At 53.1% G+C, this 25,488-nt stretch carries 22 protein-coding genes; 11 read left to right on the top strand and 11 right to left on the bottom strand.

What is annotated here, in order from left to right; translation table 11 throughout:
• The 6 genes from ABKW30_RS18420 to ABKW30_RS18395 are packed head-to-tail and all read right to left on the bottom strand — an operon-like array spanning position 1 to position 6,941.
• On the bottom strand, positions 1–951 hold the full coding sequence (locus ABKW30_RS18420; RefSeq protein ID WP_348600356.1) for an alpha/beta hydrolase: 951 nt from the start codon (positions 949–951) through the stop codon (positions 1–3).
• On the bottom strand, positions 948–1,730 hold the full coding sequence (locus ABKW30_RS18415) for a carnitinyl-CoA dehydratase (protein WP_348600355.1): 783 nt from the start codon (positions 1,728–1,730) through the stop codon (positions 948–950). The genes ABKW30_RS18420 and ABKW30_RS18415 overlap by 4 nt, the downstream gene beginning before the upstream one ends.
• Positions 1,727–3,802, bottom strand: coding sequence for an acetate--CoA ligase family protein (locus tag ABKW30_RS18410; protein WP_348600354.1), 2,076 nt, complete (start codon positions 3,800–3,802; stop codon positions 1,727–1,729). The genes ABKW30_RS18415 and ABKW30_RS18410 overlap by 4 nt, the downstream gene beginning before the upstream one ends.
• Positions 3,799–4,962 (bottom strand): acyl-CoA dehydrogenase family protein, encoded by a 1,164-nt coding sequence (locus ABKW30_RS18405; RefSeq protein ID WP_348600353.1) that lies wholly within the window; start codon positions 4,960–4,962, stop codon positions 3,799–3,801. The genes ABKW30_RS18410 and ABKW30_RS18405 overlap by 4 nt, the downstream gene beginning before the upstream one ends.
• Positions 4,963–4,966: 4 nt before the next feature.
• Positions 4,967–6,031 carry a carnitine 3-dehydrogenase gene (locus ABKW30_RS18400; RefSeq protein WP_348600352.1) on the bottom strand — a complete coding sequence of 355 codons (1,065 nt, stop codon included), beginning with the start codon at positions 6,029–6,031 and terminating at the stop codon, positions 4,967–4,969.
• 4 nt (positions 6,032–6,035) lie between these two features.
• Positions 6,036–6,941, bottom strand: coding sequence for a 3-keto-5-aminohexanoate cleavage protein (locus ABKW30_RS18395; protein WP_348600351.1), 906 nt, complete (start codon positions 6,939–6,941; stop codon positions 6,036–6,038).
• Between the two features lie 78 nt (positions 6,942–7,019).
• Between ABKW30_RS18395 and ABKW30_RS18390 the strand changes: the two genes are divergently transcribed.
• A complete protein-coding gene (locus tag ABKW30_RS18390; protein WP_348600350.1) occupies positions 7,020–8,000 on the top strand; it encodes a GlxA family transcriptional regulator in 981 nt (326 codons plus the stop codon).
• Positions 8,001–8,079: 79 nt separating this feature from the next.
• Entirely contained in the window at positions 8,080–8,571 is a 492-nt protein-coding gene (locus ABKW30_RS18385; protein WP_348600349.1) for a thioesterase family protein, read from the top strand.
• On the opposite strand, the gene ABKW30_RS18380 is transcribed toward ABKW30_RS18385, so the two are convergent.
• Positions 8,558–9,463 carry a LysR substrate-binding domain-containing protein gene (locus ABKW30_RS18380; protein ID WP_348600348.1) on the bottom strand — a complete coding sequence of 302 codons (906 nt, stop codon included), beginning with the start codon at positions 9,461–9,463 and terminating at the stop codon, positions 8,558–8,560. The two genes, ABKW30_RS18385 and ABKW30_RS18380, sit on opposite strands and share 14 nt — an antisense overlap.
• A gap of 151 nt (positions 9,464–9,614) precedes the next feature.
• Here ABKW30_RS18380 and ABKW30_RS18375 point away from each other — a divergent pair, with 151 nt between their 5' ends.
• From ABKW30_RS18375 to ABKW30_RS18365, 3 genes are read left to right on the top strand one after another with little or no spacing between them, the layout of a single operon-like run.
• Positions 9,615–10,847: an aromatic ring-hydroxylating dioxygenase subunit alpha gene (locus ABKW30_RS18375; protein WP_348600347.1), complete on the top strand. Its 1,233-nt coding sequence runs from the start codon at positions 9,615–9,617 to the stop codon at positions 10,845–10,847.
• Positions 10,848–10,878: 31 nt separating this feature from the next.
• A complete protein-coding gene (locus ABKW30_RS18370; RefSeq protein ID WP_348600346.1) occupies positions 10,879–13,326 on the top strand; it encodes an FAD-dependent oxidoreductase in 2,448 nt (815 codons plus the stop codon).
• A complete protein-coding gene (locus tag ABKW30_RS18365) occupies positions 13,323–15,767 on the top strand; it encodes an FAD-dependent oxidoreductase (RefSeq protein WP_348600345.1) in 2,445 nt (814 codons plus the stop codon). Before ABKW30_RS18370 ends, ABKW30_RS18365 begins: the two co-directional genes overlap by 4 nt.
• Positions 15,768–16,166: 399 nt before the next feature.
• Here ABKW30_RS18365 and ABKW30_RS18360 read toward each other — a convergent pair whose 3' ends face one another.
• Both ABKW30_RS18360 and ABKW30_RS18355 read right to left on the bottom strand, forming a co-directional pair.
• Complete coding sequence (locus ABKW30_RS18360) at positions 16,167–16,514, bottom strand: antibiotic biosynthesis monooxygenase (protein WP_348600344.1); 348 nt, start codon at positions 16,512–16,514, stop codon at positions 16,167–16,169.
• Positions 16,511–16,840, bottom strand: coding sequence for an NIPSNAP family protein (locus ABKW30_RS18355; protein WP_348600343.1), 330 nt, complete (start codon positions 16,838–16,840; stop codon positions 16,511–16,513). Before ABKW30_RS18355 ends, ABKW30_RS18360 begins: the two co-directional genes overlap by 4 nt.
• A 188-nt stretch (positions 16,841–17,028) precedes the next feature.
• Between ABKW30_RS18355 and ABKW30_RS18350 the strand changes: the two genes are divergently transcribed.
• Positions 17,029–17,724 carry a winged helix-turn-helix domain-containing protein gene (locus ABKW30_RS18350; RefSeq protein ID WP_348600342.1) on the top strand — a complete coding sequence of 232 codons (696 nt, stop codon included), beginning with the start codon at positions 17,029–17,031 and terminating at the stop codon, positions 17,722–17,724.
• Between the two features lie 132 nt (positions 17,725–17,856).
• Complete coding sequence (locus ABKW30_RS18345) at positions 17,857–18,519, top strand: OmpA family protein (protein ID WP_307285291.1); 663 nt, start codon at positions 17,857–17,859, stop codon at positions 18,517–18,519.
• On the opposite strand, the gene ABKW30_RS18340 is transcribed toward ABKW30_RS18345, so the two are convergent.
• Positions 18,509–19,432: a pseudouridine-5'-phosphate glycosidase gene (locus ABKW30_RS18340; protein WP_348600341.1), complete on the bottom strand. Its 924-nt coding sequence runs from the start codon at positions 19,430–19,432 to the stop codon at positions 18,509–18,511. The two genes, ABKW30_RS18345 and ABKW30_RS18340, sit on opposite strands and share 11 nt — an antisense overlap.
• 10 nt (positions 19,433–19,442) lie before the next feature.
• Complete coding sequence (locus ABKW30_RS18335) at positions 19,443–20,393, bottom strand: carbohydrate kinase family protein (protein WP_348600340.1); 951 nt, start codon at positions 20,391–20,393, stop codon at positions 19,443–19,445.
• Positions 20,394–20,711: 318 nt separating this feature from the next.
• Between ABKW30_RS18335 and recA the strand changes: the two genes are divergently transcribed.
• The 4 genes from recA (at position 20,712) to ABKW30_RS18315 (ending at position 25,481) form a co-directional block, all read left to right on the top strand.
• Positions 20,712–21,806, top strand: coding sequence for a recombinase RecA (gene recA, locus ABKW30_RS18330; protein WP_348600339.1), 1,095 nt, complete (start codon positions 20,712–20,714; stop codon positions 21,804–21,806).
• 23 nt (positions 21,807–21,829) lie between these two features.
• On the top strand, positions 21,830–21,970 hold the full coding sequence (locus tag ABKW30_RS18325) for a hypothetical protein (protein ID WP_348600338.1): 141 nt from the start codon (positions 21,830–21,832) through the stop codon (positions 21,968–21,970).
• Between the two features lie 36 nt (positions 21,971–22,006).
• Complete coding sequence (alaS, locus tag ABKW30_RS18320; RefSeq protein ID WP_348600337.1) at positions 22,007–24,664, top strand: alanine--tRNA ligase; 2,658 nt, start codon at positions 22,007–22,009, stop codon at positions 24,662–24,664.
• Between the two features lie 349 nt (positions 24,665–25,013).
• Entirely contained in the window at positions 25,014–25,481 is a 468-nt protein-coding gene (locus tag ABKW30_RS18315) for a hypothetical protein (protein WP_348600336.1), read from the top strand.
• Positions 25,482–25,488 lie beyond the last annotated feature (7 nt).

Genomic DNA, 25,488 nt, shown 5'->3' with positions numbered 1-25,488 from the left:
TTAAAGCTGGCCGGGCCAGCGGCCTTGGCCGAGCAGGTGGACGGCGGTTGTAATCCGCCGGAAGCTTGCTCGTGCACGATCGACGCCGTGGCGCGCGCGCAGATACCCATGAACTAGACCGGGTTCATTGTTCCAGATTGCTTTTCCTCCCGCTGCGCTGACCTTATCGCAATAGTTGCGGCCATCGTCGGAGAGTGGGTCACATTCTGCGGAAATGACAATCGTGTCGGGCAATCCACTGAAATCCGGATCATTCAACGGTGCAAACCGAGGATCGGTTGACCAATTGAAGCCACCGCCACGAATGTTTGCATAGTAGATCGTGTCGCGCGTTGTTAGCATTGGCGCTTCAGCATGTTCCAGATAGGAGCCTTGATCAGTTTCACCGCCCAGTCCGGGATAGATCAGCACCTGGCCGATTGGAGCGCGCTCGTGATGACGTATATGATGGGTGACCGCTGCTGCGAGATTGCCGCCTGCACTGTCACCGCAAAGAATGATTGGAAGTTCCGACGTTGATGCGACATGCTCAAAGGCAGCGAGACAGTCGCGGAATGCGGCGGGATGCAAATGTTCCGGCGCTAAACGATAGTCGACGGAGATGATACGAAAGCCGGTTGCATCGCAAAGCTCTGCACAGACATCATCATGGCTTTCAAGCCCGCCGACAACGAAGCCGCCGCCATGAAAGTACAGGCAGGCCGCTTCCGGATCGCTACCAAGCTTTTCGTAAATGCGAACTGGTATCCGGTGGTTTCTGGCATCGATAAATCTGTCTGCCGAGGACACCGCTTCCGGATACCCGGTAAAAAATGCCCGACACATGGTGTTATAGACTTCGCGTTGCCGGGCGACAGAATAATCAATTGAATCGGGCGGATAGAAACTGTTGGTCCTGTCGATGAAGGCCCAAGTCTGTTCGTCGATCAGGATTGAATAGTCTGCCGTCATTTACCTTTCCATACGGGATCGCGTTTTTCTGCAAATGCCTTGAAACCTTCCTGCCCGTCTTCCGAAGCGTAGAGCGTATCCACTGTACGAAATTTGCGCTTGGTGATCCAGTTCATGGCTTCCTGAAACCCCATGCTTTCTGCTTCGCGTGCCACTTCCTTGATCGCGGCGAACACCAATGGCGGACCGCTTTCAAGCATACGTGCAATTTCCCAAACGCGTGCCATAAGATCGTCTTTCGTCAGAATCTCATTGACCAGACCCCAGCGATGCGCCTCGGCAACGTCCATCCAACGCCCTGTCAGAAGAAGGTCCATCGCAACATGATAGGGGATGCGCTTGGGTAATTTTACCGTCGCTGCATCGGCGAGAGTTCCGGCACGTATTTCCGGCAATGCAAAACTTGAATGATCGGACGCGTAAATGAGATCGCAGGAGAGGGCGAGTTCAAAGCCGCCACCCACAGCCATGCCGTTGACGGCGGCAATGACCGGCTTGTTGAGGTCGAGCAGTTCTTGCAAGCCACCAAAACCGCCGACACCATAGTCGCCATCAACTGCATCGCCGCCAGCCGCAGCTTTCAAGTCCCATCCGGCACAGAAGAATTTGTCGCCTTCAGTCTGCACGATAGCAACACGCAATTCTGGATCATCCCGGAATTTCTTGAATGTTTCACCGAGTAGCCTACTGGTGTTCAGATCGATTGCATTGGCCTTGGGCCGGTCAAGCGTGACTTCGAGAATGCCTCCTTCGCGGCGCGTTCTGACAACTTCGTTCATGACAGTTCTCCCTTTGTCACCAGCAATGCATCTGCGATCCAAGCGCCGTGTCCTACGCTACAGACCAGTAGTGGATTAATGTCGAGTTCTGCAATTTTTCCCGTATTTCTTGTAGAAAATGCAGAAATGCCAACGATTGCATCCAGAGCCGCATCCAGATCGGCTTTCGGCTTGCCGCGATAACCATCAAGCAACGGAAACATACGCAAGGAGCGTAAAGCCGTTTCGATTTCCTCACGGCTCGACGGCAGGAGCAGAGTAACTGCATCCTGAAGCAGTTCCACCAGAACGCCGCCAGTACCCAATGTCATGACAGGGCCGAACTGCGGATCGTCGATAATTCCGACGATAAGTTCAGCAACTGCTTCGGTTATCATACGCTCGACGTAAATGCCGGAACCAAGCTCAACCAGTTCATCCGCAGCAGCCTTAACAGCATTGGCGTCCTTCAAATTGAGCCGGACTGCATTCTGCTCGGATTTGTGGGCAATGCCGAGTGCTTTGAGCGCAACCGGGTAAGTCAGTTTGTTGGCAATCGCTGCTGCTTCATCAGTTGTTGAACAGCGTTGACCATTTGGGACTGGCAGACCAGCAGATTTCAATATTGTCTTTGCCTGAGATTCATCCGGTGCTGCTGTTTGTTCGGTGCAGTTCCCTGGAACGGCGACCGGCAAAACCAGGGGGGCTTTCCAAGCTTTGCCAATAAAGGCTGCGGCTTCGGCGGCGTCGAAAGCTTCGGTAATGCCGCAAAGTGGGACAATGCCTTTTCCCATGAGCCCCACCATATATTCTTCGGGGATGTTTTCCGGTAGCGAGGCAACGATTGCCCCTTTGGCCTTATTTTTCCTCAAGGCGCTTTCGAACCCGCGAACAGTCGACCACCAGTCAACATCCGAGCAACGATCCTTGCGCGGGAAGTCAAGAACGAGACAGCTTAAGGAGAAACCGCCGGAGACCATCGCTGTAAACGTGTCGGTCAATGCCGGTTCATTGTTCCAGATGAAGGTGTGGTAATCGAGTGGATTGGCAACTGCGACGAGGGGTCCAAGTGTCGATTTTACCTTTGCGCGATGCTCTGGTGTCAAAGGCGGAAAGTTGACCAGACGTCCCTCGGCACTATCCGCCATGACAGACGCTTCACCGCCAGAACAACTCATGGAGCAGAGTGTGTTGCCGTCTAGCGGTCCATGCACATGCAATAATTTGAGTGTTTCGAGGAATGAGGCAATCGAATTGACCCGTGCAATGCCCAGCCGTTTCAGAAATGCATCGGAGGCTGCGTCCGATCCAGCCAGCGAAGCCGTGTGGGAAACAGTTGCGGCTCGCGCTTGTTCAGAGCGCCCCACCTTCATTGCAACGATGGGTTTGTTCAGTTCACGCGCTCTTTTTGCCAGTAGTTCGAACTTGAGTGCAGATTGAAACGCTTCGATGTGCAGGCCGAGCGCCGTGACACGTTCATCCTCAAGCAAGGCAATCGCCATATCGGGCAGGCCGGTCTGGGCTTGATTGCCTGCGGTCATGACGTGGGCAATCGGTAGGCCTCGCGTCTGCATCGTCATGTTGATGGCGATGTTGGACGATTGCGTGATGATGGCAACGCCGCGCTCATTCTGCTCCAATCGCCGCCCGCCATGTTGATCGGGCCAAAGCAGAGCGCCATCGCAATAATTGATGAGGCCGTAGCAATTGGGACCGATGATCGGCATTTCGCCAGCAGCTTCAACCAGTTCCTGCTGCAACCTTGCGCCGTCGGCATCATCCGCACCTGCTTCAAGAAATCCGGATGCGTAGCAGACGGCGACACCTGTGCCGATTGCGCGCAACTCGCGAACAATATCCAATGTGAGGAAGCGATTGACGCCAATGAATGCGGCATCGGGACCAGCGGGTAAATCGGCGACAGAGCGATAGACCTTGAGCCCGCATATTTCGTCGTGCTTGGGGTGAACCGGCCATATTTCGCCGGAGAAACCCATTTTCTGCGATTGCTTGATGACTTCAGCGGCTTGAAGGCCGCCAAAAACAGCAATGGTTTTGGGTCGAAGCAGTCGATCCAGTCTATGCGCCATCATGCACCGTGAGGGCGGAGTAGGGCACGCGATATGATATGCCGCTGTATCTCAGAAGTGCCTTCCCAGATACGCTCGACCCGCGCATCGCGCCAGATACGTTCAAGCGGCAGATCATCCATCAGGCCCATTCCGCCATGAATCTGGATGGCCTCATCAGCAACGAAAGCCAGCATTTCCGTGGCTTTGAGTTTGGCCATGGCCATGTCCTGATCGGTGACTGTACCCTGATCGAACTTCCAACCAGCCTCGAACGTCAGCAGATCCGCTGCTTTCAACTCGGTCGCCATATCCGCGAGCTTGAATGATACGCCCTGGAATTTGCCGATCTGCTGGCCAAATTGCTGACGTTGTGCCGCATATTCGATTGCATGGCCAAGTGCACGTTCGGCACGTCCAAGGCATGTTGCAGCGACTTGCAAGCGGGTAGCCCCGAGCCATGTATTCGCAACATCGAAGCCTTTATGAACTTCGCCGAGGATCGCGTCTTGCGGCAGGCGGCAATCATCGAACTCAATAATCGCGTTGCTATAGCCACGATGAGAAACGTTGCGATAACCTTCGCGGATGGTCATGCCGGGATGGTCTTTATCGACGAAAAAGGCGGTGATCTTCTTCTTTTTGCCGCGCGGCGTGTCTTCCTCGCCGGACGCCACAAAGAGAATGACGAAATCGGCTTCAAGTGCGTGGCTTATGAAATGCTTTGTTCCGTTAACGACCCAATCGCCGTTGTTCTCAACAGCGGTCGCTTTCATACCGCGCAGATCAGACCCCGCTCCAGGTTCCGTCATGGCAAGGCAATCGGACTTTTCGCCGCGAATACAGGGGTAAAGATACTTTTCTTTCTGTGCCTCAGTCCCGGCAAGCAAAATGTTGGATGGGCGGCCCACGCAGCTCCAGTGCAGCGCATAATTGGCTCGGCCAAGTTCTTTTTCATAAAGTAGCCAAGTGACCGTATCGAGACCTGCACCGCCAACCGATTCCGGCATATTGGCTGCATAAAGGCCTGCCTCTATAGCCTTTTGCTTCAATTCATCCGAGAGTTCCTTGCGCAGAACGCCGGTACGCTCGACTTCCGCTTCATGGGGATACAGTTCATTCTCAACAAAGGCTCGGGTTGTATCGACGATCAGCCTTTGTTCTTCTGAAAGACCAAAATCCATCGTTTCAGCCCTTCTTCTTTTTAGGCTTGCTCGTTACAGCCTTGGCTGCCGCTTTAGAGAGTGCAGGTTTCTGCGCCAGCTTGGAAAGGCGCTTGGTGTAGTCCTTGTAGAGCGCGCCAGCACCCCAACCCTTGCCTTTATTCTGCTTGGACAGTGCATCCATGATGGCAACGAGGTTATCGTCGCGTATGCGCTCCAGCTCACGGATCGAAAGCCCGTGTGCCTGCTCATCAGACTGATTGGCGATCTTGTCGACCAACTCTTCAGTAAGTTCCGGCACGTCCATGAGCTTGGTCCATGGCCATGACAGGCAAGGGCCAAACTGCGCAATGAAATGACGCATGCCAGCTTCACCACCGGCGACACGATAGACTTGAAACATGCCCATCTGCGCCCAGCGAATGCCGAATGAATAGCGCATGATATCGTCAAGTTCTTCGACAGTCGTAATGTCGTCCTTGATCAGCCAAAGGGACTCACGCCAGACAGCCTCAAGCAGACGGTCTCCAACGAAGGCTTCAATCTCCTTGCGGATGACGACAGGCTTCATGCCTATTGAAGCGTAGAGTTCGCGGGCTTTTTCAATAGATCCCGGGGAAGTAAGCTTGCCACCTACGATTTCCACAAGCGGTAGCAGGTACACAGGATTATATGGGTGTCCTACGACTAGCCGCTCGGGGTGCTTCATCGAAGTCTGCATGTCCGAAGGCAGGATGCCGGAAGTCGAAGAGCCGATAATGGCGTCCACGTCGGCATGTTTGTCGATTTCAGCCAGAACCTTGTGTTTCAGGTCCAGACGCTCCGGCACGCTTTCCTGAATAAAGTTCGCGCCAGCTACAGCTTCTTTAATCGACTTTGCAAAAGTCAGTTTGCCTTCTTTGGGCAGACCATCCGGCAGCATGGTCTTGTATGCCCGTCGAGAATTCTTCATGACTTCGCTGACCTTACGTTCCGCTTCCGGATCGGGGTCGAAAATTGAAACATCTATGCCATTGAGAAGAAGGCGGGCGACCCAGCCTGCACCGATAACACCGCCGCCGACGGCAGCTGCTTTGCGAATGCTTGCCATGATCTTACCAGCCCTTCGTCAATTTCATGCGTTCGCGAACTTCCTGAGGGCCAAGAATACGAGCACCGATACCCTCAGCGACTTTCACTGCACGTTCGACCAAAGGACCATTTGTGGCCAGGACGCCTTTGTCGAGCCAGATATTGTCCTCAAGACCAACGCGGATATTGCCGCCCGCCAGCATGGCCATTGCAGCATAAGGCATCTGGTTACGTCCGATGGAAAAGGCAGAGAATGTCCAGTTTGAAGGCAGATTATTGGTCAGGGCCAACAGCGTTCCAATGTCATCCGGTGCTCCCCACGGAATACCCATGCAGAGCTGAACCATAACCGGATCATCGAGCAATTTTTGATCGTAAAGCCACTTTGCCAGCAGCAGGTGGCCTGTATCGAAAATTTCAACTTCGGGACGCACACCCAGCGCCTGAATCTGTGCCGCCATTGCCTTGAGCATGGCAGGCGTGTTGGTCATGACGTAATCACCTTCACCGAAATTCATCGTGCCGCAATCGAGCGTGCAGATTTCCGGGCGTAGCTTTGCCACATGCTCCAGACGCTCCGTTGCACCGGCCATGTCAGTTCCGTCAGCGGAGGGCGGCATTGGCTGCTCCACACTGCCCAGCGTCAGGTCGCCGCCCATACCTGCCGTGAGGTTCAACACCATGTCGACACCCGAAGCCTTTATGTGCTCGACGACTTCCGTGTAGAGGGCAATGTCGCGAGAACCTTTGCCGGTCTTGGGGTCACGCACATGGATATGTGCAATCGCTGCGCCTGCATTTGCAGCGGCAATGCATTCGTCCGCAATCTGGCGTGGAGTGACCGGCACCTTATCGGACCGGCCTGTAGTGTCGCCAGAGCCGGTAACTGCGCAAGTGATGAATACATCGCGGTTTGGAGTTAGTCCCATTTGTCTGCTCCCATTATTTATTGACCTGATCATGCCTCCATTGCCAAAAAGTGCTTTGCGATATACGAATCAAAATTGATGAATAGCGAAATATCGCCACTCTTTTTGCCCAACACCGAAACCTTGAACGTGACTGTTCTCGTGTTCAGCGGCGCTTCGCTCATGTGTGTGGCTTCAACCGTTGATCCGATGCGGGCTGCGAACCGGGTCTCAGGCTCTCCATTGTTCAAATGGCAGATTGTTTCGCTTGACGGACAGCCGACAATGACAACATGCGGTCTGCCTATTGCGGTTTCCGGCTCGTTCAACGCTAGAGAAAAGGGCGACATGCTGCTGGTGGTCGGGGGCTTTGGTACTGCTGATATCGCACGCACAACGTTCACCGCGAACTTGCGGCGTGCCGTCCATAACTACCAGATGATAGGTGGCATTGAGGCTGGCTCATGGCTGTTGGGCCGCGCTGGTTTGTTGTCCGGCCGCAGGGCGACAACGCATTGGGAAGATATGGAGGAATTTACCGCCGAGTTTCCCGATGCCGACATCAGGCCGGATCGCTACGTCATCGATGGTCCGGTATTCACCAGCGGCGGGGCATCGCCAACGTTTGATCTGATGCTGCATTTGATCCGTTCGCGCTACGGCATGTCAGTCGCTCTCGATGTCGCAAGCGTGTTCATTTATGACGAGGCGCATGCCTCAAACGATGCCCAGCCACTGGTTTCGCTCGGCAGATTGGACGATGTACACCCCAAGCTCGCAATTGCAGTACGCCTTATGGAAAATCATATCGAGCAACCGCTTACGATTGGCGCGATTGCCAAACGTTGCGGACTAAGTGCCAGAAGCCTTGAAAAAATCTTTGCGAAAGCAGTGGGAGAGGGTCCGGGACGTTATTATCTGCGGCTTCGTCTGAAAGTGGCGCGCAGACTGGTTACAGACACGAGGTCACCACTTGCTGACATCGCTGCACGTACAGGATTTTCGTCAGCGTCTGCCTTTACACGCACATTCCGCAGTTTTGAAGGAAGGCCACCCAGTGCCTTCCGGCCTGTTCACTAGAAGTCGTTTTTGACAAAGCGATGAACTGCGCATCCATGTTTCAACGTCGAAGATCAGAAAGATCGCGCAGGAGCAAGAAATGACAGTCAGCCATCAAGCCGGGGAACTATACCGATCCGCACCCATCTCCATGGAAAAGGACTGGATTGATTATAATGGGCATCTCAACATGGCCTATTACAACGTGGTTTTTGACCGGGGAGGTGACGAATTTCTGGCAGAGCTGGGGTTTGGCCCTAAATATGCCGCCGAACGCAAGCTGACGATCTACACCGCCGAAGTGCATATCTGCTACGTGCAGGAAATTCATCTCGATCATATCGTTACTGTTACAAGCCAGCTTATCGACTTCGATGGCAAGCGGCTTCACACCTATAATGAGATCATTCACGTAGACGGATGGGTGGCTGCAACCGCAGAAGTACTTTCGTTGCATGTGGATATGAATGGACCGAAAGTCGTGCCGTTTCCTGATGATGTTTTGCCAAAGCTCGACTTTTACAAAAATGCGCATTCCGAGCTGCCAATGCCAGCGCGCGTTGGCCGGGCGATTGGAATCAAGAAGAAGTAACACTGAACTGATCGACCAGCCAGTTTTCAAACTGCTTTATGCGAGCCTCGCCAACGCGCTCTTTGCGGCAGATCATGTACCATGCGCCGGGTTGCGGAACCTTGAGCGGGAAAGGTGCGACAAGCCTTCCGGCCCTGATATCTTCTTCCACTAGAAAATCAGGAGCTACGGCAATTCCCTGTCCATCGAGAGCTGATTGGAGCGCTGCAAGATAGGTATCGAATTTTAGTGTGACCGCCTTTGCCGTGTCGGCGATACCAGCGGCGTCCAACCAGGTGCCCCAATCTTCGGGCGCAGTATAAAGCGCCAGACGGGGTATTTTACTCAAAGATGCTACATCCGTCTCATTCGCTATGCGTGCCGCCACATGGGGACTACATACTGGCCGCATCTGGGCTTTTACCAATTGCCGATAGTGCAGGTTCATGCGCTCCGGGCGAGTGGTATGGATGATTCCGATGTCAGAACTATCGATGTTCAGTTCCCAATCCAACTGGCTGGTGCCGATCCGGATGGCCAGATTTGGATTGACCCTGCGAAAATCTGTCAGTCGCGGAATGAGCCAGCGGATGGCAAATGTTGCATAGGTTTCAATAGCAAGATCATCCGTGGTACCAATACGGTTTATCAGAGCCGTGCCTCTGGCGATCTTCTCAAAAGCATCGCGCATGTAGGGATAGTAGAGCGTTCCCGCGTCAGTGAGCGAAACTCCTCGTGGAAGCCGCTCGAACAATTTTACTCCAAGAATTGTTTCCAGTTCGGCAATGCGATGGCTGATCGCTGATTGAGTGACCCCAAGCTCGTCTCCAGCCAAGCGGAAACTCAACAGCCGCGCCGATGCTTCGAAGGCTCGGAGCGAGCCTAACGGCGGTATCCGTGGTTTGGACATCATCGCAGAAAACCCTTGTAACCAGACAGGTGAGAATAATTCATGTCTTTATGAGTAACCATCGCTTGAATGCTGCGCAATGCGGAATCATTCTAAACTGCGACGCGCATCAAGAGAAAACAAGCGTCCGGGAACAATGATTTCGGAGAATGAAATGGGTGCGGAACAGGCATTTGCAGAAATTGCGCCATCTCTGGACAAGATCGACAAGTTGATCGCCGAGCATAGGGCGGGTCATGGCCTGGTCCGCTCATTCTATATGGACCCTGATATTTATGCTCGCGACATGGAGCGCGTATTCCGGCGCCATTGGCACTGTATCGGCCATGCCAGCATTATCCCCAATGCCGGGGATTTTGAGCTGTTCAAGATCGACACGGAAGCGGTGATCGTTTCAAGAACCGAAGATGGCTCAATCCACGCCTTCCTGAATGTTTGTCGCCATCGCGGTGCTGAAGTCTGCACAAAGCCTAAGGGCAACGCCCGGTTTTTTGTTTGCCCCTATCACGCCTGGACGTACACCAATGATGGCAGCCTGCGGGCAGCAAGGCTTATGCCAAGGGATTTTGACCGTACTGCCCATGGTTTGAAGAAGCTGCAAGTACGCGTGGCAGAAGGATTGATTTTTATCTGCTTTGCCGACGAACCGCTGGATTTTTCAATTATCGAACAGTCTTTGCGAACGACTTGCGGGCAATATGGCTGGGCAGACGCCAAGGTTGCTCATCGTGAAACCTATCCGGTTGATGCCAATTGGAAACTCGCAGTCGAGAATTATGTGGAGTGCTACCATTGTGGTCCGGCACATCCGGAATATTCGCAAACCCACGCGCTCGAGCAGCCTGCGGAAAAAATCGTTGAACTCAATGCTCGTATGGAGCAGCGCACCTGTGCGCTGGGTATCGATATTGCCACCGGCGATCATTGGCAGAGTTCGGCGCAGGGGCAAGAGACAATCCATACCTTCCGCTATGCGCTTTATGATGGTGTTTCGAGTGGCAGTGAGGATGGTACACCCGTCGGGCCTCTTATGGGCCGATTTACAGAGTTCGATGGTGGCGTAACCTCCATTCATCTTGGCGGCACGAGCTTCCTTGTGTGTTATCCGGATCATGGAATGATTTATCGGTTTGTTCCGAAGACCGTCGACACGTGTGAAATGGAACTGATCTGGCTGGTGCGGGGCGATGCCGAAGAAGGCAGGGATTACGACCTTGAAAAGCTTACATGGCTCTGGAAGGTGACCACCGCTGAAGACAAGACAATTATCGAACATACGGCACGAGGCGTACGTTCGCACTACTTCGTGCCGGGGCCTATCGCTCCAATGGAGTATAACGAGTTGCGGTACATCCAGTGGTACCTCGATGAAATCGCACGGGCGTGAGCCAATAGCATGACACTACGGGAGATTTTGTATGTCTGATTTTCCAACGTCGGCGCGCGTCGTCATTATTGGTGGCGGGGCGGTTGGCGTATCGTCGCTTTACCACCTCGCAAAGGTTGGCTGGACAGATTGCGTGCTGCTTGAGAAGAACGAGCTGACATCAGGCTCCACATGGCACGCGGCGGGGAATGTGCCTACGTTCTCGGCGTCTTGGTCCGTTATGAACATGCAGCGATATTCGGCAGAGCTTTATCGCAGGCTGGCTGCTGAAGTCGACTACCCGATGAACTATCATGTCACCGGATCGCTGCGACTTGCCCATAGCAAAGAGCGCATGCGCGAGTTCCAGCGCGTCAAGAGCATGGGCCGCTATCAGGGTATGGATATTGATGTGCTGGGCGTTGACGAGATTAATAGCCAATATCCGTTTATAGCGACCCACGAGCTTGCAGGTGCACTCTACGATCCGAACGATGGTGACATTGATCCGGCTCAACTGACGCAGGCTCTGGCAAAGGGGGCTCGCGATCTTGGCGCAAAGATTATCCGGTTCTGTCCTGTTACTGGTGCACGGCGGGAGAATGATGAGTGGATAATTACTACGCCTCAAGGGGAAATTCGCTGCGAATATGTGGTCAATGCCGCTGGCTATCGCGCGCAGGAAATCGGCAAGCTGTTTGGGCGTGACGTACCGATGATGGTGATGAGCCATCAATATTTGCTGTTCGACGAGATTCCGGAAATTGCTGCGTGGTCCCGGGAGCACGGCCAAAAGCTTCCACTCCTGCGCGATGTCGATTCTTCCTACTACTTGAGACAAGAGAAGAACGGCATGAATCTTGGTCCCTATGAGCGCAACTGCCGTGCGCATTGGGCCACGGCAGATGATCCTATGCCGGATGACTTCTCGTTCCAGCTTTTCCCCGATGATCTGGAGCGGTTGGAATGGTATCTCAATGATGCGATCGCGCGCGTTCCGATCCTCGGCACTGCCGGACTTTCGAAAATCATAAATGGGCCTATTCCTTACGCTCCCGATGGCAACCCGCTGATTGGGCCTATGCCCGGAGTTCCGAATGCCTTCGAAGCGTGTGTATTTACTTTCGGGATCGCACAGGCTGGCGGTGCAGGCAAAGTGCTGGCTGAGTGGGTGACTGAAGGCGCAACGGAATGGGATATGTGGTCCTGCGATCCGCGCCGCTTCACTGCCTTTACTGACAAGGATTATTGCGTTGCCAAAGGCCTAGAAGTCTATGGCCATGAATACGCTATCCATTTTCCACGACATACATGGTCAGCAGGTCGCAACAAGAAACTTTCGCCCATCAATGATCGTATTCAGGGGCTTGGCGCGCAGTTCGGCGCTTATAATGGCTGGGAACGTGCCAATTGGTATGCGCAGCCGGGCGATGATATTTCCGAAGAAGCAACCCAAACTTTCAAACGCGAAGGGCCTTGGCAGCAGCGCATTCGCGAAGAATGCCACGCCGTTCGTGATGCTGTTGGTATTCTCGATCTGCCGGGGTTTTCCCGGTTCAAGGTGAGTGGTGAAGGCGCACGCGCTTGGCTGACCATATTGATCACCGGGATTGTACCCAAGCCTGGACGCATCGGACTTGGCTATTTCTCTGATGAGAAAGGTCGAGTGGTCACTGAAATGTCGATAATGGCTATCGATGAGGACGTATTTTTCCTGATAACCGCTGGTGTTGCCGAATGGCATGACCGTGACTGGCTGCTCAATCATTTGCCACAAGAGACCGCTATTACTATCAGTAATGTCACTGAGGATTTCTCCTGCCAGATCGTTACCGGTCCAAAGGCGCGTGAGCTTTTCAGTGAAATTTGTGACGCCGATCTCGAAAAATCATGGTTATCGCATCAGACGACGCAGATAGAAGGACGTTATTGCCAGTTGGTTCGTGTGTCCTTTGCGGGTGAACTCGGGTGGGAAGTGCATAGCAAAGTGGCAGACACAGCTGCGATTTTCGATGCTGTGTGGTTGGCAGGCCAGAAATACGGGATCAAACCATTTGGCATGTTTGCATTGGATTCTTTGCGTTTGGAAAAAGGGTATCGGGCCTGGAAAGGTGATCTTTCAACCGACTATACGCCGCTGCAAAGCGGACTTGAGCGCTTCATCAAATGGGAAAAGCCGGAGTTTCTCGGCAAGGCCGCGCTGGAGAGCGAAAAACAACGGGGCGTGGCGAAGCGCTTTGTCACCCTGACCGTTGATGCTGGAGATTGTGATGCGCCCTATATGTCAACGCTTTGGCATGAAGGGGCTATCGTTGGTGAAACCACTTCCGGCGGTTGGGGGCATCGCATAGATAAATCCATTGCGCTTGGCATGTTGAAGACCGAACTGACAGAACCCGGAACGGAAGTCGAAGTAGAAATCTTCGGCGAGCGATACAAAGCAACAGTTCACCCGGATGAGCCTCTTTGGGACCCCAAAAACGAAAGAATCCGCGCATGAGTTCTTTACCGGCCAAGGCCCGGGCCGTCATCATCGGCGGAGGTGTTTCCGGCTGTTCAGTCGCTTATCATCTGGCAAAGCTTGGCTGGACCGATATTGTTCTGCTTGAGCGTAAGCAGTTGACTTCCGGCACAACGTGGCATGCTGCCGGGTTGATCGGGCAGCTTCGCGCGTCACAGAATATGACAAGGCTCGCGAAATATTCTGCCGACCTTTATGTCAAGCTCGAAGCGGAAACCGAGGTCGCCACAGGTATGCGGCAGGTTGGATCAATCACGGTTGCTTTAACCGAAGAGCGCAAACATGAAATTTACCGGCAAGCCTCGTTGGCACGGGCTTTTGATGTGGATGTTCGTGAAATATCTCCCAGCGAAGTCAAAGAGATGTATCCGCATCTTAACATTGCGGATGTCGTCGGTGCCGTCCATTTGCCGCTCGATGGGCAATGCGACCCCGGCAATATCGCGATGGCACTGGCAAAAGGCGCCCGCCAGCGTGGTGCGAAAATCGTCGAGAATGTGCAGGTCACTGAAGTTCTGAAAAAGAACGGTCGAGTTACCGGGGTGTCATGGTCAAAGGGTGGTGAACAGGGCACCATCGAAACAGATGTTGTCATCAACTGTGCGGGCATGTGGGCGCGTGATTTGGCTGCCAGCTCCGGCGTTACTGTACCTTTGCATGCCTGCGAACATTTTTATCTGGTTTCCGAGCCTATTGAAGGGCTGGGGCGGTTGCCTGTGCTTCGCGTTCCCGATGAGTGCGCATATTACAAGGAGGATGCCGGCAAGATGATGCTCGGTGCGTTCGAGCCGGTGGCAAAGCCATGGGGTATGAATGGCATCTCCGAGGATTTCTGTTTCGACCAGTTGCCGGAGGATTTCGAGCACTTCGAACCCATTCTCGAAATGGGCGTCAATCGCATGCCAATGCTTGGTACGGCTGGTATCCATACATTTTTCAACGGCCCGGAAAGCTTTACACCGGATGATCGCTACTATCTTGGTGAAGCGCCGGAACTCGGCGGCTACTGGGTCGCTGCAGGCTATAATTCCATCGGCATCGTATCGTCAGGCGGTGCTGGCATGGCGCTGGCGCAATGGATAAATGATGGCGAAGCGCCCTTTGATTTATGGGAAGTAGATATCCGTCGCGCCCAACCCTTTCAGAAGAATCGGCGCTACTTGAAAGAGCGCGTTTCCGAGACTCTTGGTCTGCTCTATGCGGATCATTTTCCTTACCGCCAAATGGCAACGTCGCGAAATATTCGCCGCTCACCTATTCACGAACATCTAAAGGCGCGCGGGGCTGTTTTTGGCGAGGTCGCTGGGTGGGAGCGGGCAAACTGGTTTGCCAAGGAAAGTCAGGAACGCGAATATCGCTATTCTTGGAAGCGGCAGAACTGGTTCGATAACCAGCGCGACGAGCATTTGGCCGTACGTAATGGCGTCGGTCTGTTCGATATGACTTCTTTTGGCAAAATTCGCGTCGAGGGTCGCGATGCGCTGGCATTTCTGCAGAGACTTTGCGCCAACCAACTCGATGTCGAAGCTGGCCGCATCGTCTATACGCAAATGCTCAATAATCGTGGCGGGATCGAAAGCGACCTGACGATTACACGCCTTTCGGAAACAGCATTCCTGGCTATTGTTCCGGGAGCCACGTTACAGCGCGATCTCGCTTGGATGAGGAAACATCTCATGGATGAGTTCGTTGTCGTCACGGATATTACTGCGGCTGAATCGGTGCTGTGCCTTATGGGGCCGAAATCCCGTGAGCTGATCCAGAAAGCCAGCCCCAATGATTTTTCCAACGAGGCCAATCCATTCGGAACAGCGCGCGAGATCGAGATCGGTATGGGGCTGGTCCGTGCACACCGCGTTACCTATGTCGGGGAACTGGGCTGGGAGCTTTACATTCCCACTGATCAGACGGCCCATGTGTTTGAGGCGATAGAAGAGGCGGGAAGGGAGTTTGGCTTGAAGCTTTGCGGCCTGCACACTCTTGATTCCTGCCGTATAGAAAAAGCCTTCCGGCATTTCGGTCATGACATCACCGACGAGGATCACGTTTTAGAAGCAGGATTGGGCTTCGCGGTGAAGGTCGATAAGGGTGATTTTAACGGCCGCGACGCGGTCTTGAGAAAAAAAGAGGCCGGACTTGACCGCCGGTTGGTGCAGTTCCGGTTGAGCGATCCTGAGCCGCTATTGTTTCATAATGAGGCCATCGTGCGTGATGGTAAAATCGTGGGCACAATCACCTCCGGAAATTATGGGCATCATCTCGGCGGTGCAATCGGTCTTGGGTATGTACCCTCGAAAGGTGAGTGTGCTGAACAGATATTGGCGTCCGATTACGAAATCGAAATTGCGGGAACGCGGGTCAAAGCGGAAGTTTCACTGAAGCCAATGTATGATCCGAAGGCTGAGCGCATACGGACGTAGATTAACCAATCGAAGCGTTCATTAAGGCCTTAAAAGTTAAATTTGAAATTGCTACCACTTGTATAAAATCCAGCAAAACGGGCGGTTTAAGCCCGTTTTGCTTTTTTGGGGCCGTGGTTTGCCTTACTGGTTAAAGCTAATTTTTCATGAATTCAGATGATTTTAACCAAAGACGTTCAGGAGGCGTTCATACTTTTAAGTTAAGTTTTAGCTAATTGATCACTATCGGAGATTATCCGGTATGTATGAACCAAGGCACACGACCATGACCATGATTTTCCAGTTACGCGATACACTTCGTATCGTCCGTGAATTTGTTGTTCCAAGCTACCGTCCGGAGCGCCATTATATGCGTGGTCCTGGGCCCGCTTGCGCTCAACGTAATCCCGATCCGCGCGTTCAGGCGTGATGGTAAATTCGCGCATCAAGCGGAGCCTCATCACGGGCACGCAAACCATAGTCGCGCACAACGGACGCGATCCTCAGCCGGTAATCAGCAAAGATTCCGGCACGGCCATCACTTTGGGCCATTCGATGTTCTTCGGTGTTTCGCCAAGCCGCAACTGACGCTTCGTCGCGCCAGAACGACAGTGAAAGATAGCGGTTTTCGTCAGTCAGGCTACGAAACCGCTCTACTGAAATAAACCCATCCATCGTTTCCAATATTGGCCGCAGACTTGCGGCCCAATCGAAATAATCTTTGCTGCGGCCTTCCGCAGGTTCAACTTCAAAAATTACTGCAATCACCTTATCAATCCTCCATTGGTGCCCGTCACGAGACGCAGAAACGTGCGGTCCTCGCGACGAATAAGGCGTTTCTCTTTGGCAAATGCATAATTGGCTTGCCCGATAGGATCAGCCATGAGTTTGGCACGATAGGCCTCATAAGCGGCAAGATTCTCGACATTATATGCAGCGTAAGCCAGCGTTGCAGAACCTTCGTGTGGTGCATAATAACCAATCAAATCCGCGCCGCAGCGCGGAATTGCTTCATTCCAGTTGCGAGCATATTCTTCGAATGCATCTTTCTGATAAGGGTCGATTTCATATCGGATGAAACAGGTAATAGGCATGTCATTGCTCCTTGTGACTGCCTTTGTTCTAGCCCGGCGTGGCTATCGATGCTTCGAGTATGATCGAAGCGTTGTAACCTAAGAGCTGTCAGGAGATTGGAAACCAGCTCTTGATAGTTCGACCGCTTTCGAAGCAACATTGCCTTGCTTTAGTCAGTATCAGGGTAATGACAACACGGAATAATATCATGTCTAACAATGCACGATTTGCGGAAATTGCTGCTCTGGCAGGTGATCCGGGCCGAGCTAGCATGCTTAACGGGCTGATGGATGGTCGCGCATTGACGGCATCTGAACTTGCGCGCTTGGCCGGAATAACCGCTCAGACTGCAAGCAGTCATTTGACGCGAATGATTGACGCGGGACTATTGCAGGTGGAGAAGCAGGGGCGTCACCGCTATCACCGCTTGGCGTCACCAGCAGTCGCGCAAATGATCGAAAGTATCATGCGGCTGGCTGCACCAATGGCAGACAGCAAGCCCGTGAGAACAGGACCCCGCGATGCAGCATTACGGGCGGGGCGCACTTGCTACGATCATCTGGCGGGCCATCTCGGCGTTTCCATCGCAGACGCGCTGATTGGTGCGGGACATCTTGATCTTGGAGTTGACGCTGGAGAAATGACGCCGAGCGGAATCAGACTTTTCGAGCGAGCCGGGATCAGCATTGAAGCGATCACGGCCAAGAGCAATCGTATTCTATGCAGACCATGTCTCGACTGGAGCGAGCGCCGACCACATCTGGCGGGCGCAATTGGGGCTGCTCTATGCAGTCATTGCTTTGACCAGGGCTGGATCAGGCGCGTTGAAGGTACGCGGGCTGTTTCCGTTACTCCTAACGGGCAGAGACAGTTACGCGAGACCCTTGGCGTAAACCTGTCCTAGACGTGCTTTTTATCGTTTGAGAGCAGGAAGGCTGCAAAAACTTGCATACCAACGACGTGCTTACTTTTTGTGATCCTTCTTTTGCCCAAATCCAATGTATATTCCCCGCCATATTCAACGGGGACTGATTCCATGATCAAGAAATTTGCCATCGCCTGTCTTGCGGCGACGTTTTTGGCAGGCTGCACCACGACCGATCCCTATACGGGCGAACAGAAGATGTCGAACACGGCAGGCGGTGCCCTGATTGGTACGGCAGCAGGTGCTCTTGCCGGTCTTGCGGTAGGTGGCAGTGGGCGTGCCCAGCGCAATGCCGTTCTCATCGGCGCAGGTCTTGGTGCACTCGGCGGTGGCGCTATCGGCAATTACATGGATCGTCAGGAATCGGAATTGCGTGCGCAACTGCAAGGCACAGGCGTTTCCGTTACCCGCAATGGTGACCGCATTATCCTTAATATGCCATCCGCCATCACGTTCAACATTGATCGTGACCAGGTGAAGCCGGAGTTCTTCTCAACGCTGGCATCGGTTGCTGTTGTTCTGCGCAAATTTGACCGCACGATTGTCGATGTTGCTGGCCACACAGACTCAACCGGCAGCATGGAACACAATCAGTTGCTGTCAGAGCGGCGTGCACTTTCCGTTGCCAATTATCTGACACAGCAGGGTATCGACAATCGCCGCTTCGATGTTCGCGGCTATGGCCCGACCGAGCCGGTCGCCAGCAATGCCAGCGAGTCCGGTCGGGCTCAAAACCGCCGTGTCGAAATTCAGATTTCGCCACTTACCGAGTAGCGAGTGAAACAGCGATTTTTGCTGCGAGGCGCGCATTGTTCTCCACAAGGGCAATGTTCGCCACGAGGCTTTCGCCCTTGGTTATCGTCAGTAGTTCTGACAGAAGGAATGGCGTTACGGCTTTGCCGGTGACGCCATTTTTTGTGGCGCGGGAAATTGCTTCATTAATATAACCAGCCATGATTTCAGCTGGGATCTCGCTTGTCTCCGGAATTGGATTTGCAATCAGCATGCCGCCGACAACGCCGATGGCCTCGCGCGCCTTCTGAAAGTCTGCGATATGCTGAGCGGTATCGAGACGCAACGGGGCCTTTAACGACGATTGCCGGGACCAGAACGCCGGAACAATGTCTGAGCCGTAGACAACGACCGGTACGCCGTTTGTTTCAAGTACTTCCATTGTTTTCTCAATATCGAGAATCGCCTTTGCGCCGGCCGATACGACAATAACAGGTGTCCGTCCGAGTTCTTCGAGATCCGCGGAGATATCGAAGCTGGTTTCCGCGCCTTTGTGCACACCACCGATGCCGCCCGTGGCGAAAACCTTGATCCCGGCGAGATTGGCAGCCAACATTGTTGCTGCGACAGTTGTTCCACCTGTTTTGCCTTGAGATAAAGCGAACGCCAGATCGGCGCGGGAAAGTTTCATTGCTCCCTTGACCTGCGCAAGTGCCTCCCGCTCTTCAACAGAAAGGCCAATTTTCAGTCTACCATCAACGATAGCGATCGTTGCGGGCACGGCACCTTCCTTGGTGATGATCCGCTCTACATCTGCCGCCATTCGGCTGTTGTCCGGGTAGGGCATGCCATGTGTGATAATGGTGCTTTCGAGGGCGACCACCGGTTTTCCTGCCGCGAGAGCATTCTGCACGTCACCAGCTATATCCATGTATGGGTTCAGGTTGTTTGTCATCGATATTTCCTTATGCGAGCGGGCTTGCTGTGGGGATTAACGCAAGCGCCTTGTCGAATTCCTGTGATGAAAATTTGGGGCTGGCCGAATGGATTTGCAGCGTCAGGAAGGATGCTGCCATTCCCTCGCGGCATGCCTGCTGAAGTGTCTCACCGCGCATCAAAGCGGCAATAGCGCCGCCAGCCATTGCATCGCCGGCACCGGTCACATCGACAATACCGGAAGCATCTGGCGGCAAAACAGTGAAAGCGCCGTCGCTATTGAAGGCGAGGGTGGCTTCCCGCCCATTTGTTACTATCGCGCTATCAAGGCCTTGATCTCGCAGCTCAGCGTAAATGTCAGAAAGCTCGGCATCCTCTTCAAGACCGGTAACAGCCAACGCTTCGCGCCTATTCATGAAGAGGCAGGAGAGTTCAGAGAAAACCGGGCGTAAGCGAACCACTTTTGCCGGTGAAATTGCCAAGGCAAACAAAGGAAGATCGCCAGCAAGGTCTGAAAGGCGCTTCAAGCCCTCCGGCGGCAGATTTGCATCACAAAATACCCCGTTCGCCAATGCAATGGCATCACGAACCTTGCGCCGGCGCAATTGCTTCGGCAATGCAAGTTCATAGAGTGCCATATCGGCGATTGCGGCGACCACGTCGCCATGTTCATCCAGAATCGCGGTGTAGCTTGGCGTCGGACGATCCATGAATATAACGGAACTATCCTTAATGCCTGCCAGTTCTATCGCTGATGCCACCGAATCTCCCGCAGGATCAGCGCCACGCACCGAAAGTATCTCCGTCAAGACGCCGCGTTGGGCCGCGAGACGAAGTGCATTGAAAACGCCACCACCCGGCTCTTCGCGCATTATGCCCGGGTTGGAAGCGCCGGGGACGAAAGGGACCGAACTCTGCCCGCGGCGATCAAGATGAGCGCCGCCAACAGCAAAGAGCAGCGGTTTGACACGTTTTGTCATGATTGAAGAAATGCCCAGGTAAAACTAGAGGTTGTGAGGATGCCGCGTTTATTCTTTCTCTAGACTGCGGAATCGCTTGGCGCAATGATATGAACGATTCGAAGCTGGTTTCAGCCCCGGACAGGTTGTCTCGTCACACGCAGCAAAACAATATGTGGAAAGCTGAGATGTGCATATCCGGAACATTATAAGAACAATTTTATTTTATCTTTTAATTTCAAAGTCATAGCGCTATTGCAAAATGAGAACAAAACAGATACAAATAAGTTCACAAACAGGAACATCCGGACTTCATGGAAATCACAGGGGTAGTGTAACATGGCTCAAAATTCTTTGCGATTGGTTGAGGGTAATTCGGTGGATAAAACTAAAGCGCTTGATGCGGCATTGTCGCAGATTGAAAGGTCCTTCGGTAAGGGATCGATTATGCGACTTGGGCGCAATGAGCAGGTCGTCGAGATTGAAACAGTCCCGACGGGTTCCTTGTCGCTGGATATTGCTCTTGGTGTTGGCGGTCTGCCCAAAGGCCGTATCGTGGAAATCTACGGGCCTGAAAGCTCGGGTAAGACGACACTTGCCTTGCATACGATTGCCGAAGCCCAGAAGAAGGGTGGCATTTGCGCGTTTGTCGATGCGGAACACGCGCTTGATCCGGTATATGCACGCAAACTCGGTGTCGATTTGGAAAACCTGCTTATCTCCCAGCCGGACACTGGAGAGCAGGCACTTGAAATTACGGATACGCTGGTTCGCTCCGGGGCAATCGATGTGCTCGTTATCGATTCTGTCGCTGCATTGACGCCTCGTGCTGAAATTGAAGGTGAAATGGGCGACAGTCTTCCCGGTCTTCAGGCTCGATTGATGAGCCAGGCATTGCGCAAGCTGACGGCCTCCATTTCGCGGTCCAATTGCATGGTGATCTTCATCAACCAGATTCGTATGAAGATCGGTGTGATGTTCGGCTCGCCGGAAACGACGACAGGCGGCAATGCGTTGAAGTTCTACGCATCGGTTCGTCTGGATATTCGCCGCATCGGTTCGCTTAAAGAGCGCGACGAAGTGGTCGGCAATCAGACACGTGTCAAAGTGGTCAAGAACAAGCTGGCGCCACCTTTCAAGCAGGTCGAATTCGACATCATGTATGGTGAAGGTGTTTCAAAAACCGGTGAGCTTGTTGATCTTGGTGTCAAGGCTGGTCTGGTTGAGAAGTCGGGATCATGGTTCTCCTATAATTCACAGCGTCTTGGCCAAGGCCGCGATAATGCCAAGCTTTTCTTGAAGGAAAATCCTGATCTGGCAAATGAGATCGAACTTGCGATACGTCAGAATGCTGGACTGATCTCCGAGCAGATGCTCGATAAAGGTCCGAATGATAGTGAGGATGATGATACTCTGGATGCTGCCGAAGGTTGATTCTTCAGGTGGAATTTAGCTGAATGGCTTTAAAAAACCCGCATGCCACGCTTGGCTGCGGTTTTTTTGTTTTCCTTCTCGCGCAGACAGGGATTTTCTGGACAGCGGCAGAACGCATCGTTACAAGCGTTGCGTTCTATCTCTTCATGTTTTGGAGGGAATGATTACGCGTTGGATATATGGATCAGAGGCTGAGAATTATGAGTGGCGTCAACGAGATACGGTCGACATTTCTGAACTACTTTAAGAAGAACGGCCATGAGATTGTCGCCTCGAGCCCGCTTGTGCCTCGAAATGATCCGACGCTGATGTTTACCAATGCCGGTATGGTCCAGTTCAAGAATGTCTTCACAGGTATTGAGCAGCGTCCCTATAACCGTGCGACGACTTCGCAGAAATGCGTGCGGGCTGGCGGCAAACATAATGATCTGGATAATGTTGGTTACACAGCACGCCATCACACCTTCTTTGAGATGCTCGGCAATTTTTCGTTCGGCAACTATTTCAAGGAAGAAGCCATCTCGCTTGCCTGGAATTTGATCACCAAGGAATTCGGCTTGGCCAAGGACAAGCTGCTTGTCACTGTCTACCACACTGACGACGCAGCCGCTGATTTCTGGAAGAAAATCGCCGGGCTTTCTGATGATCGCATCATTCGAATTGCTACGAGCGATAATTTCTGGGCCATGGGTGATACCGGTCCTTGCGGTCCTTGCTCGGAGATCTTCTACGATCATGGCGAAAACATCTGGGGCGGACCTCCCGGTAGTGCAGATGAGGATGGTGATCGCTTTATCGAGATCTGGAATCTCGTCTTCATGCAGTTCGAGCAGCTCACGAAGGAAGAACGCATTGAATTGCCGCGCCCATCCATCGACACGGGAATGGGGCTTGAGCGTCTTGCAGCTGTTCTGCAAGGCGTGCATGACAATTACGATATCGATCTGTTCAAGGCTTTGATCCGTGCATCCGAGGATGCCACCGGGGTTAAAGCGGAAGGAAAATTCCGCGCAAGCCATCGCGTTATTGCTGATCATCTGCGTTCGGCCAGTTTCCTTATTGCAGACGGTGTTCTTCCCTCGAATGAAGGCCGCGGATACGTTCTGCGTCGTATCATGCGTCGCGCAATGCGCCATGCACAGTTACTTGGCGCTCGCGATCCGCTGATGTGGCGTTTGCTCCCGACCCTGGTGCGCGAAATGGGGCAGGCTTATCCGGAGCTTATCCGCGCCGAGGCACTCATTTCCGAGACACTCAAGCTTGAAGAAACACGGTTCCGCAAGACACTAGAACGGGGTCTCGGTCTCCTGGGTGACGCAACGGAATCTTTGAGTGAAGGAGATAGTCTCGATGGCGAGACGGCCTTTAAGTTGTACGACACTTTCGGTTTCCCGCTCGATCTGACCCAAGACGCATTGCGGCAACGTGGCATTACTGTCGATACTGATGGTTTTTCCGCAGCTATGGAGCGTCAGAAGGCAGAAGCTCGGGCGCATTGGTCCGGCTCAGGTGACGCTGCAACTGAAACCGTATGGTTCTCTGTTCGTGATAAAGTCGGCTCCACAGAGTTTCTTGGTTATGAGACCGAGAAAGCTGAGGGCGTTGTCACTGCATTGGTCCAAAACGGTGCAGTAGTGGAAAGCGCCGCTGAGGGTGAGGCAGTCTCCATCGTTGTCAACCAGACACCGTTTTATGGCGAATCCGGTGGCCAGCAGGGTGATACCGGCGTTATCTCGGGCGAAGGCTTCAGTGTCGCGATAAGCGATACTTTGAAGAAGAATGACGGTGTTTTCGTCCATATTGGTGTGGTAACGAAGGGTACGGTCAAAACTGGTGCAACAGTGGAATTGACTGTTGATGCTGTTCGTCGAACCCGCATCCGTTCCAATCACTCGGCGACACATTTGCTGCATGAAGCACTGCGCGAGACATTAGGCACGCACGTGGCGCAAAAGGGCTCGCTCGTAGCCCCAGACCGATTGCGTTTCGATTTCTCGCATCCAAAGCCTATTTCTGACAAGGAACTCACGGCAATAGAGAACATTGCCAATGAGATCGTCTTGCAGAACGCACCGGTTTCTACCCGGTTGATGGCCGTGGATGACGCAATCGCTGAAGGCGCGATGGCATTGTTCGGCGAAAAATACGGTGATGAAGTGCGCGTCGTGTCGATGGGAACCGCCCTTCACGGCGACAAGGCTGGTAAAAGCTATTCCACGGAGCTTTGCGGCGGTACGCATGTCCGCGCGACCGGCGATATCGGTCTTATCCGCGTTGTCTCTGAAAGCGCGGTGGCTGCGGGTGTACGGCGTCTGGAAGCGTTGACGGGTGAGGCAGCGCGTCGTTATCTTGAAGAGCAGGACGAGCGCGTAAAAGCGATTGCCGGTGCACTGAAATCATCTCCTGCCGATGCTTTGTCCCGGGTGACAGCGCTTATCGATGAGCGTCGCAAGCTTGAACGTGAACTCACCGAAGCGCGCAAGCAGCTTGCTCTGGGAAGCACAGCTTCGGGCGGTGCGAAGTCTGAGACAGTCAATGGCGTGGGTTTCCTCGGAAAAGTAGTTTCGGGCGTCAGTCCCCGCGACCTCAAGCCATTGGCAGACGACGCGAAGAAGACTGTCGGTTCCGGCGTTGTTGCATTTGTCGGTGTATCAGACGATGGGAAGGCAAGCGCGGTTGTCGGCGTTACCGATGATTTGGTCGGAAAGTTCAATGCTGTCGATCTTGTTCGCATTGCTTCGGCAGCTCTGGGTGGTGCCGGTGGCGGCGGTCGTCCTGATATGGCACAGGCAGGCGGCCCTGACGGATCGAAGGCAGAAGAGGCTGTTTCCGCAGTGCGCCAAGCTCTGGAAAACTGACACCCGGCAAATCCACCTGCGTGTATTGCGAGTGGGTTTGCATCTGCTAATTGTTATTGGACCAGTATTGGTTGCTATACCTATTGTCTAGAACCGGCATCTTGATGTTTCATATTTGTTGAAATCTAATGCCTCTGTTTACAGTCCGAATATTTCCCAAGTTATTCGCTCGCGGAGATAGCTCTTCTTAAAAATTATAATGTTGTGATCCCGGTAAATGCTGATGCTGTGCCGATAGGAGATATTTATATCCAATTGCGAAGTTGCGTTGCGCAGAATTTTGTCACTTGTTTTTATAATGCTGATACTAACTTCATGCCAGACAACTTCCGTTGTCAAAGACGTGCATATGGGCGCCGATATTGTCTCGGGAGGATATGTCATCGCTTATATTGGTCTGATTGAGGCGCTTCATGTTGCGCCTGTGTACTCCACAAAATCTGGATTCGCGCTGAAGACAAGTTTTCAAAGCCCAAGAAGAATGCAGTTCGCCGAGGCATGGAGTTATGGAAAGCAGTTTTCCTATACCAAGACCGCAACAGAGAAAATGATGTGTCTGCTTCCTCCGTGTGCGCCCATGGTAGCCGAACAGGGAATTATATTGATGAAAGATGCGGAATTTACCGAAGCTGCGTCAAGAGGATTTGAGTTTCAATTGGTTGGTAAAATGGGAAAGATTGTAGCCAAAATGCCTGCTCAATCGTTCCGCGCGATACTTGATCTGAAAAATAAACATGGTCTGATCTCTGCAACGCCGAGCCCGGGAGCAGAGACCGCTGATAAACTGAATCAAAGTACGCAAAACGATGAGACGTAGCCGGTCG

The organism is Phyllobacterium sp. SB3 (genome assembly GCF_040009165.1).
Taxonomy (GTDB): Bacteria; Pseudomonadota; Alphaproteobacteria; order Rhizobiales; family Rhizobiaceae; genus Phyllobacterium.
This window is presented reverse-complemented; position numbering and strand designations above follow the sequence as displayed.

Excerpts from the sequence above, each read along its gene's own strand:
- ABKW30_RS18420 (WP_348600356.1), bottom strand. The coding sequence starts at position 951 with ATGACGGCAGACTATTCAATCCTGATCGACGAACAGACTTGGGCCTTC.
- ABKW30_RS18415 (WP_348600355.1), bottom strand. The coding sequence starts at position 1,730 with ATGAACGAAGTTGTCAGAACGCGCCGCGAAGGAGGCATTCTCGAAGTC.
- ABKW30_RS18410 (WP_348600354.1), bottom strand. The coding sequence starts at position 3,802 with ATGATGGCGCATAGACTGGATCGACTGCTTCGACCCAAAACCATTGCT.
- ABKW30_RS18405 (WP_348600353.1), bottom strand. The coding sequence starts at position 4,962 with ATGGATTTTGGTCTTTCAGAAGAACAAAGGCTGATCGTCGATACAACC.
- ABKW30_RS18400 (WP_348600352.1), bottom strand. The coding sequence starts at position 6,031 with ATGGCAAGCATTCGCAAAGCAGCTGCCGTCGGCGGCGGTGTTATCGGT.
- ABKW30_RS18395 (WP_348600351.1), bottom strand. The coding sequence starts at position 6,941 with ATGGGACTAACTCCAAACCGCGATGTATTCATCACTTGCGCAGTTACC.
- ABKW30_RS18390 (WP_348600350.1), top strand. The coding sequence starts at position 7,020 with ATGAATAGCGAAATATCGCCACTCTTTTTGCCCAACACCGAAACCTTG.
- ABKW30_RS18385 (WP_348600349.1), top strand. The coding sequence starts at position 8,080 with ATGACAGTCAGCCATCAAGCCGGGGAACTATACCGATCCGCACCCATC.
- ABKW30_RS18380 (WP_348600348.1), bottom strand. The coding sequence starts at position 9,463 with ATGATGTCCAAACCACGGATACCGCCGTTAGGCTCGCTCCGAGCCTTC.
- ABKW30_RS18375 (WP_348600347.1), top strand. The coding sequence starts at position 9,615 with ATGGGTGCGGAACAGGCATTTGCAGAAATTGCGCCATCTCTGGACAAG.
- ABKW30_RS18370 (WP_348600346.1), top strand. The coding sequence starts at position 10,879 with ATGTCTGATTTTCCAACGTCGGCGCGCGTCGTCATTATTGGTGGCGGG.
- ABKW30_RS18365 (WP_348600345.1), top strand. The coding sequence starts at position 13,323 with ATGAGTTCTTTACCGGCCAAGGCCCGGGCCGTCATCATCGGCGGAGGT.
- ABKW30_RS18355 (WP_348600343.1), bottom strand. The coding sequence starts at position 16,840 with ATGCCTATTACCTGTTTCATCCGATATGAAATCGACCCTTATCAGAAA.
- ABKW30_RS18350 (WP_348600342.1), top strand. The coding sequence starts at position 17,029 with ATGTCTAACAATGCACGATTTGCGGAAATTGCTGCTCTGGCAGGTGAT.
- ABKW30_RS18345 (WP_307285291.1), top strand. The coding sequence starts at position 17,857 with ATGATCAAGAAATTTGCCATCGCCTGTCTTGCGGCGACGTTTTTGGCA.
- ABKW30_RS18340 (WP_348600341.1), bottom strand. The coding sequence starts at position 19,432 with ATGACAAACAACCTGAACCCATACATGGATATAGCTGGTGACGTGCAG.
- ABKW30_RS18335 (WP_348600340.1), bottom strand. The coding sequence starts at position 20,393 with ATGACAAAACGTGTCAAACCGCTGCTCTTTGCTGTTGGCGGCGCTCAT.
- recA (WP_348600339.1), top strand. The coding sequence starts at position 20,712 with ATGGCTCAAAATTCTTTGCGATTGGTTGAGGGTAATTCGGTGGATAAA.
- ABKW30_RS18325 (WP_348600338.1), top strand. The coding sequence starts at position 21,830 with ATGGCTTTAAAAAACCCGCATGCCACGCTTGGCTGCGGTTTTTTTGTT.
- alaS (WP_348600337.1), top strand. The coding sequence starts at position 22,007 with ATGAGTGGCGTCAACGAGATACGGTCGACATTTCTGAACTACTTTAAG.
- ABKW30_RS18315 (WP_348600336.1), top strand. The coding sequence starts at position 25,014 with ATGGGCGCCGATATTGTCTCGGGAGGATATGTCATCGCTTATATTGGT.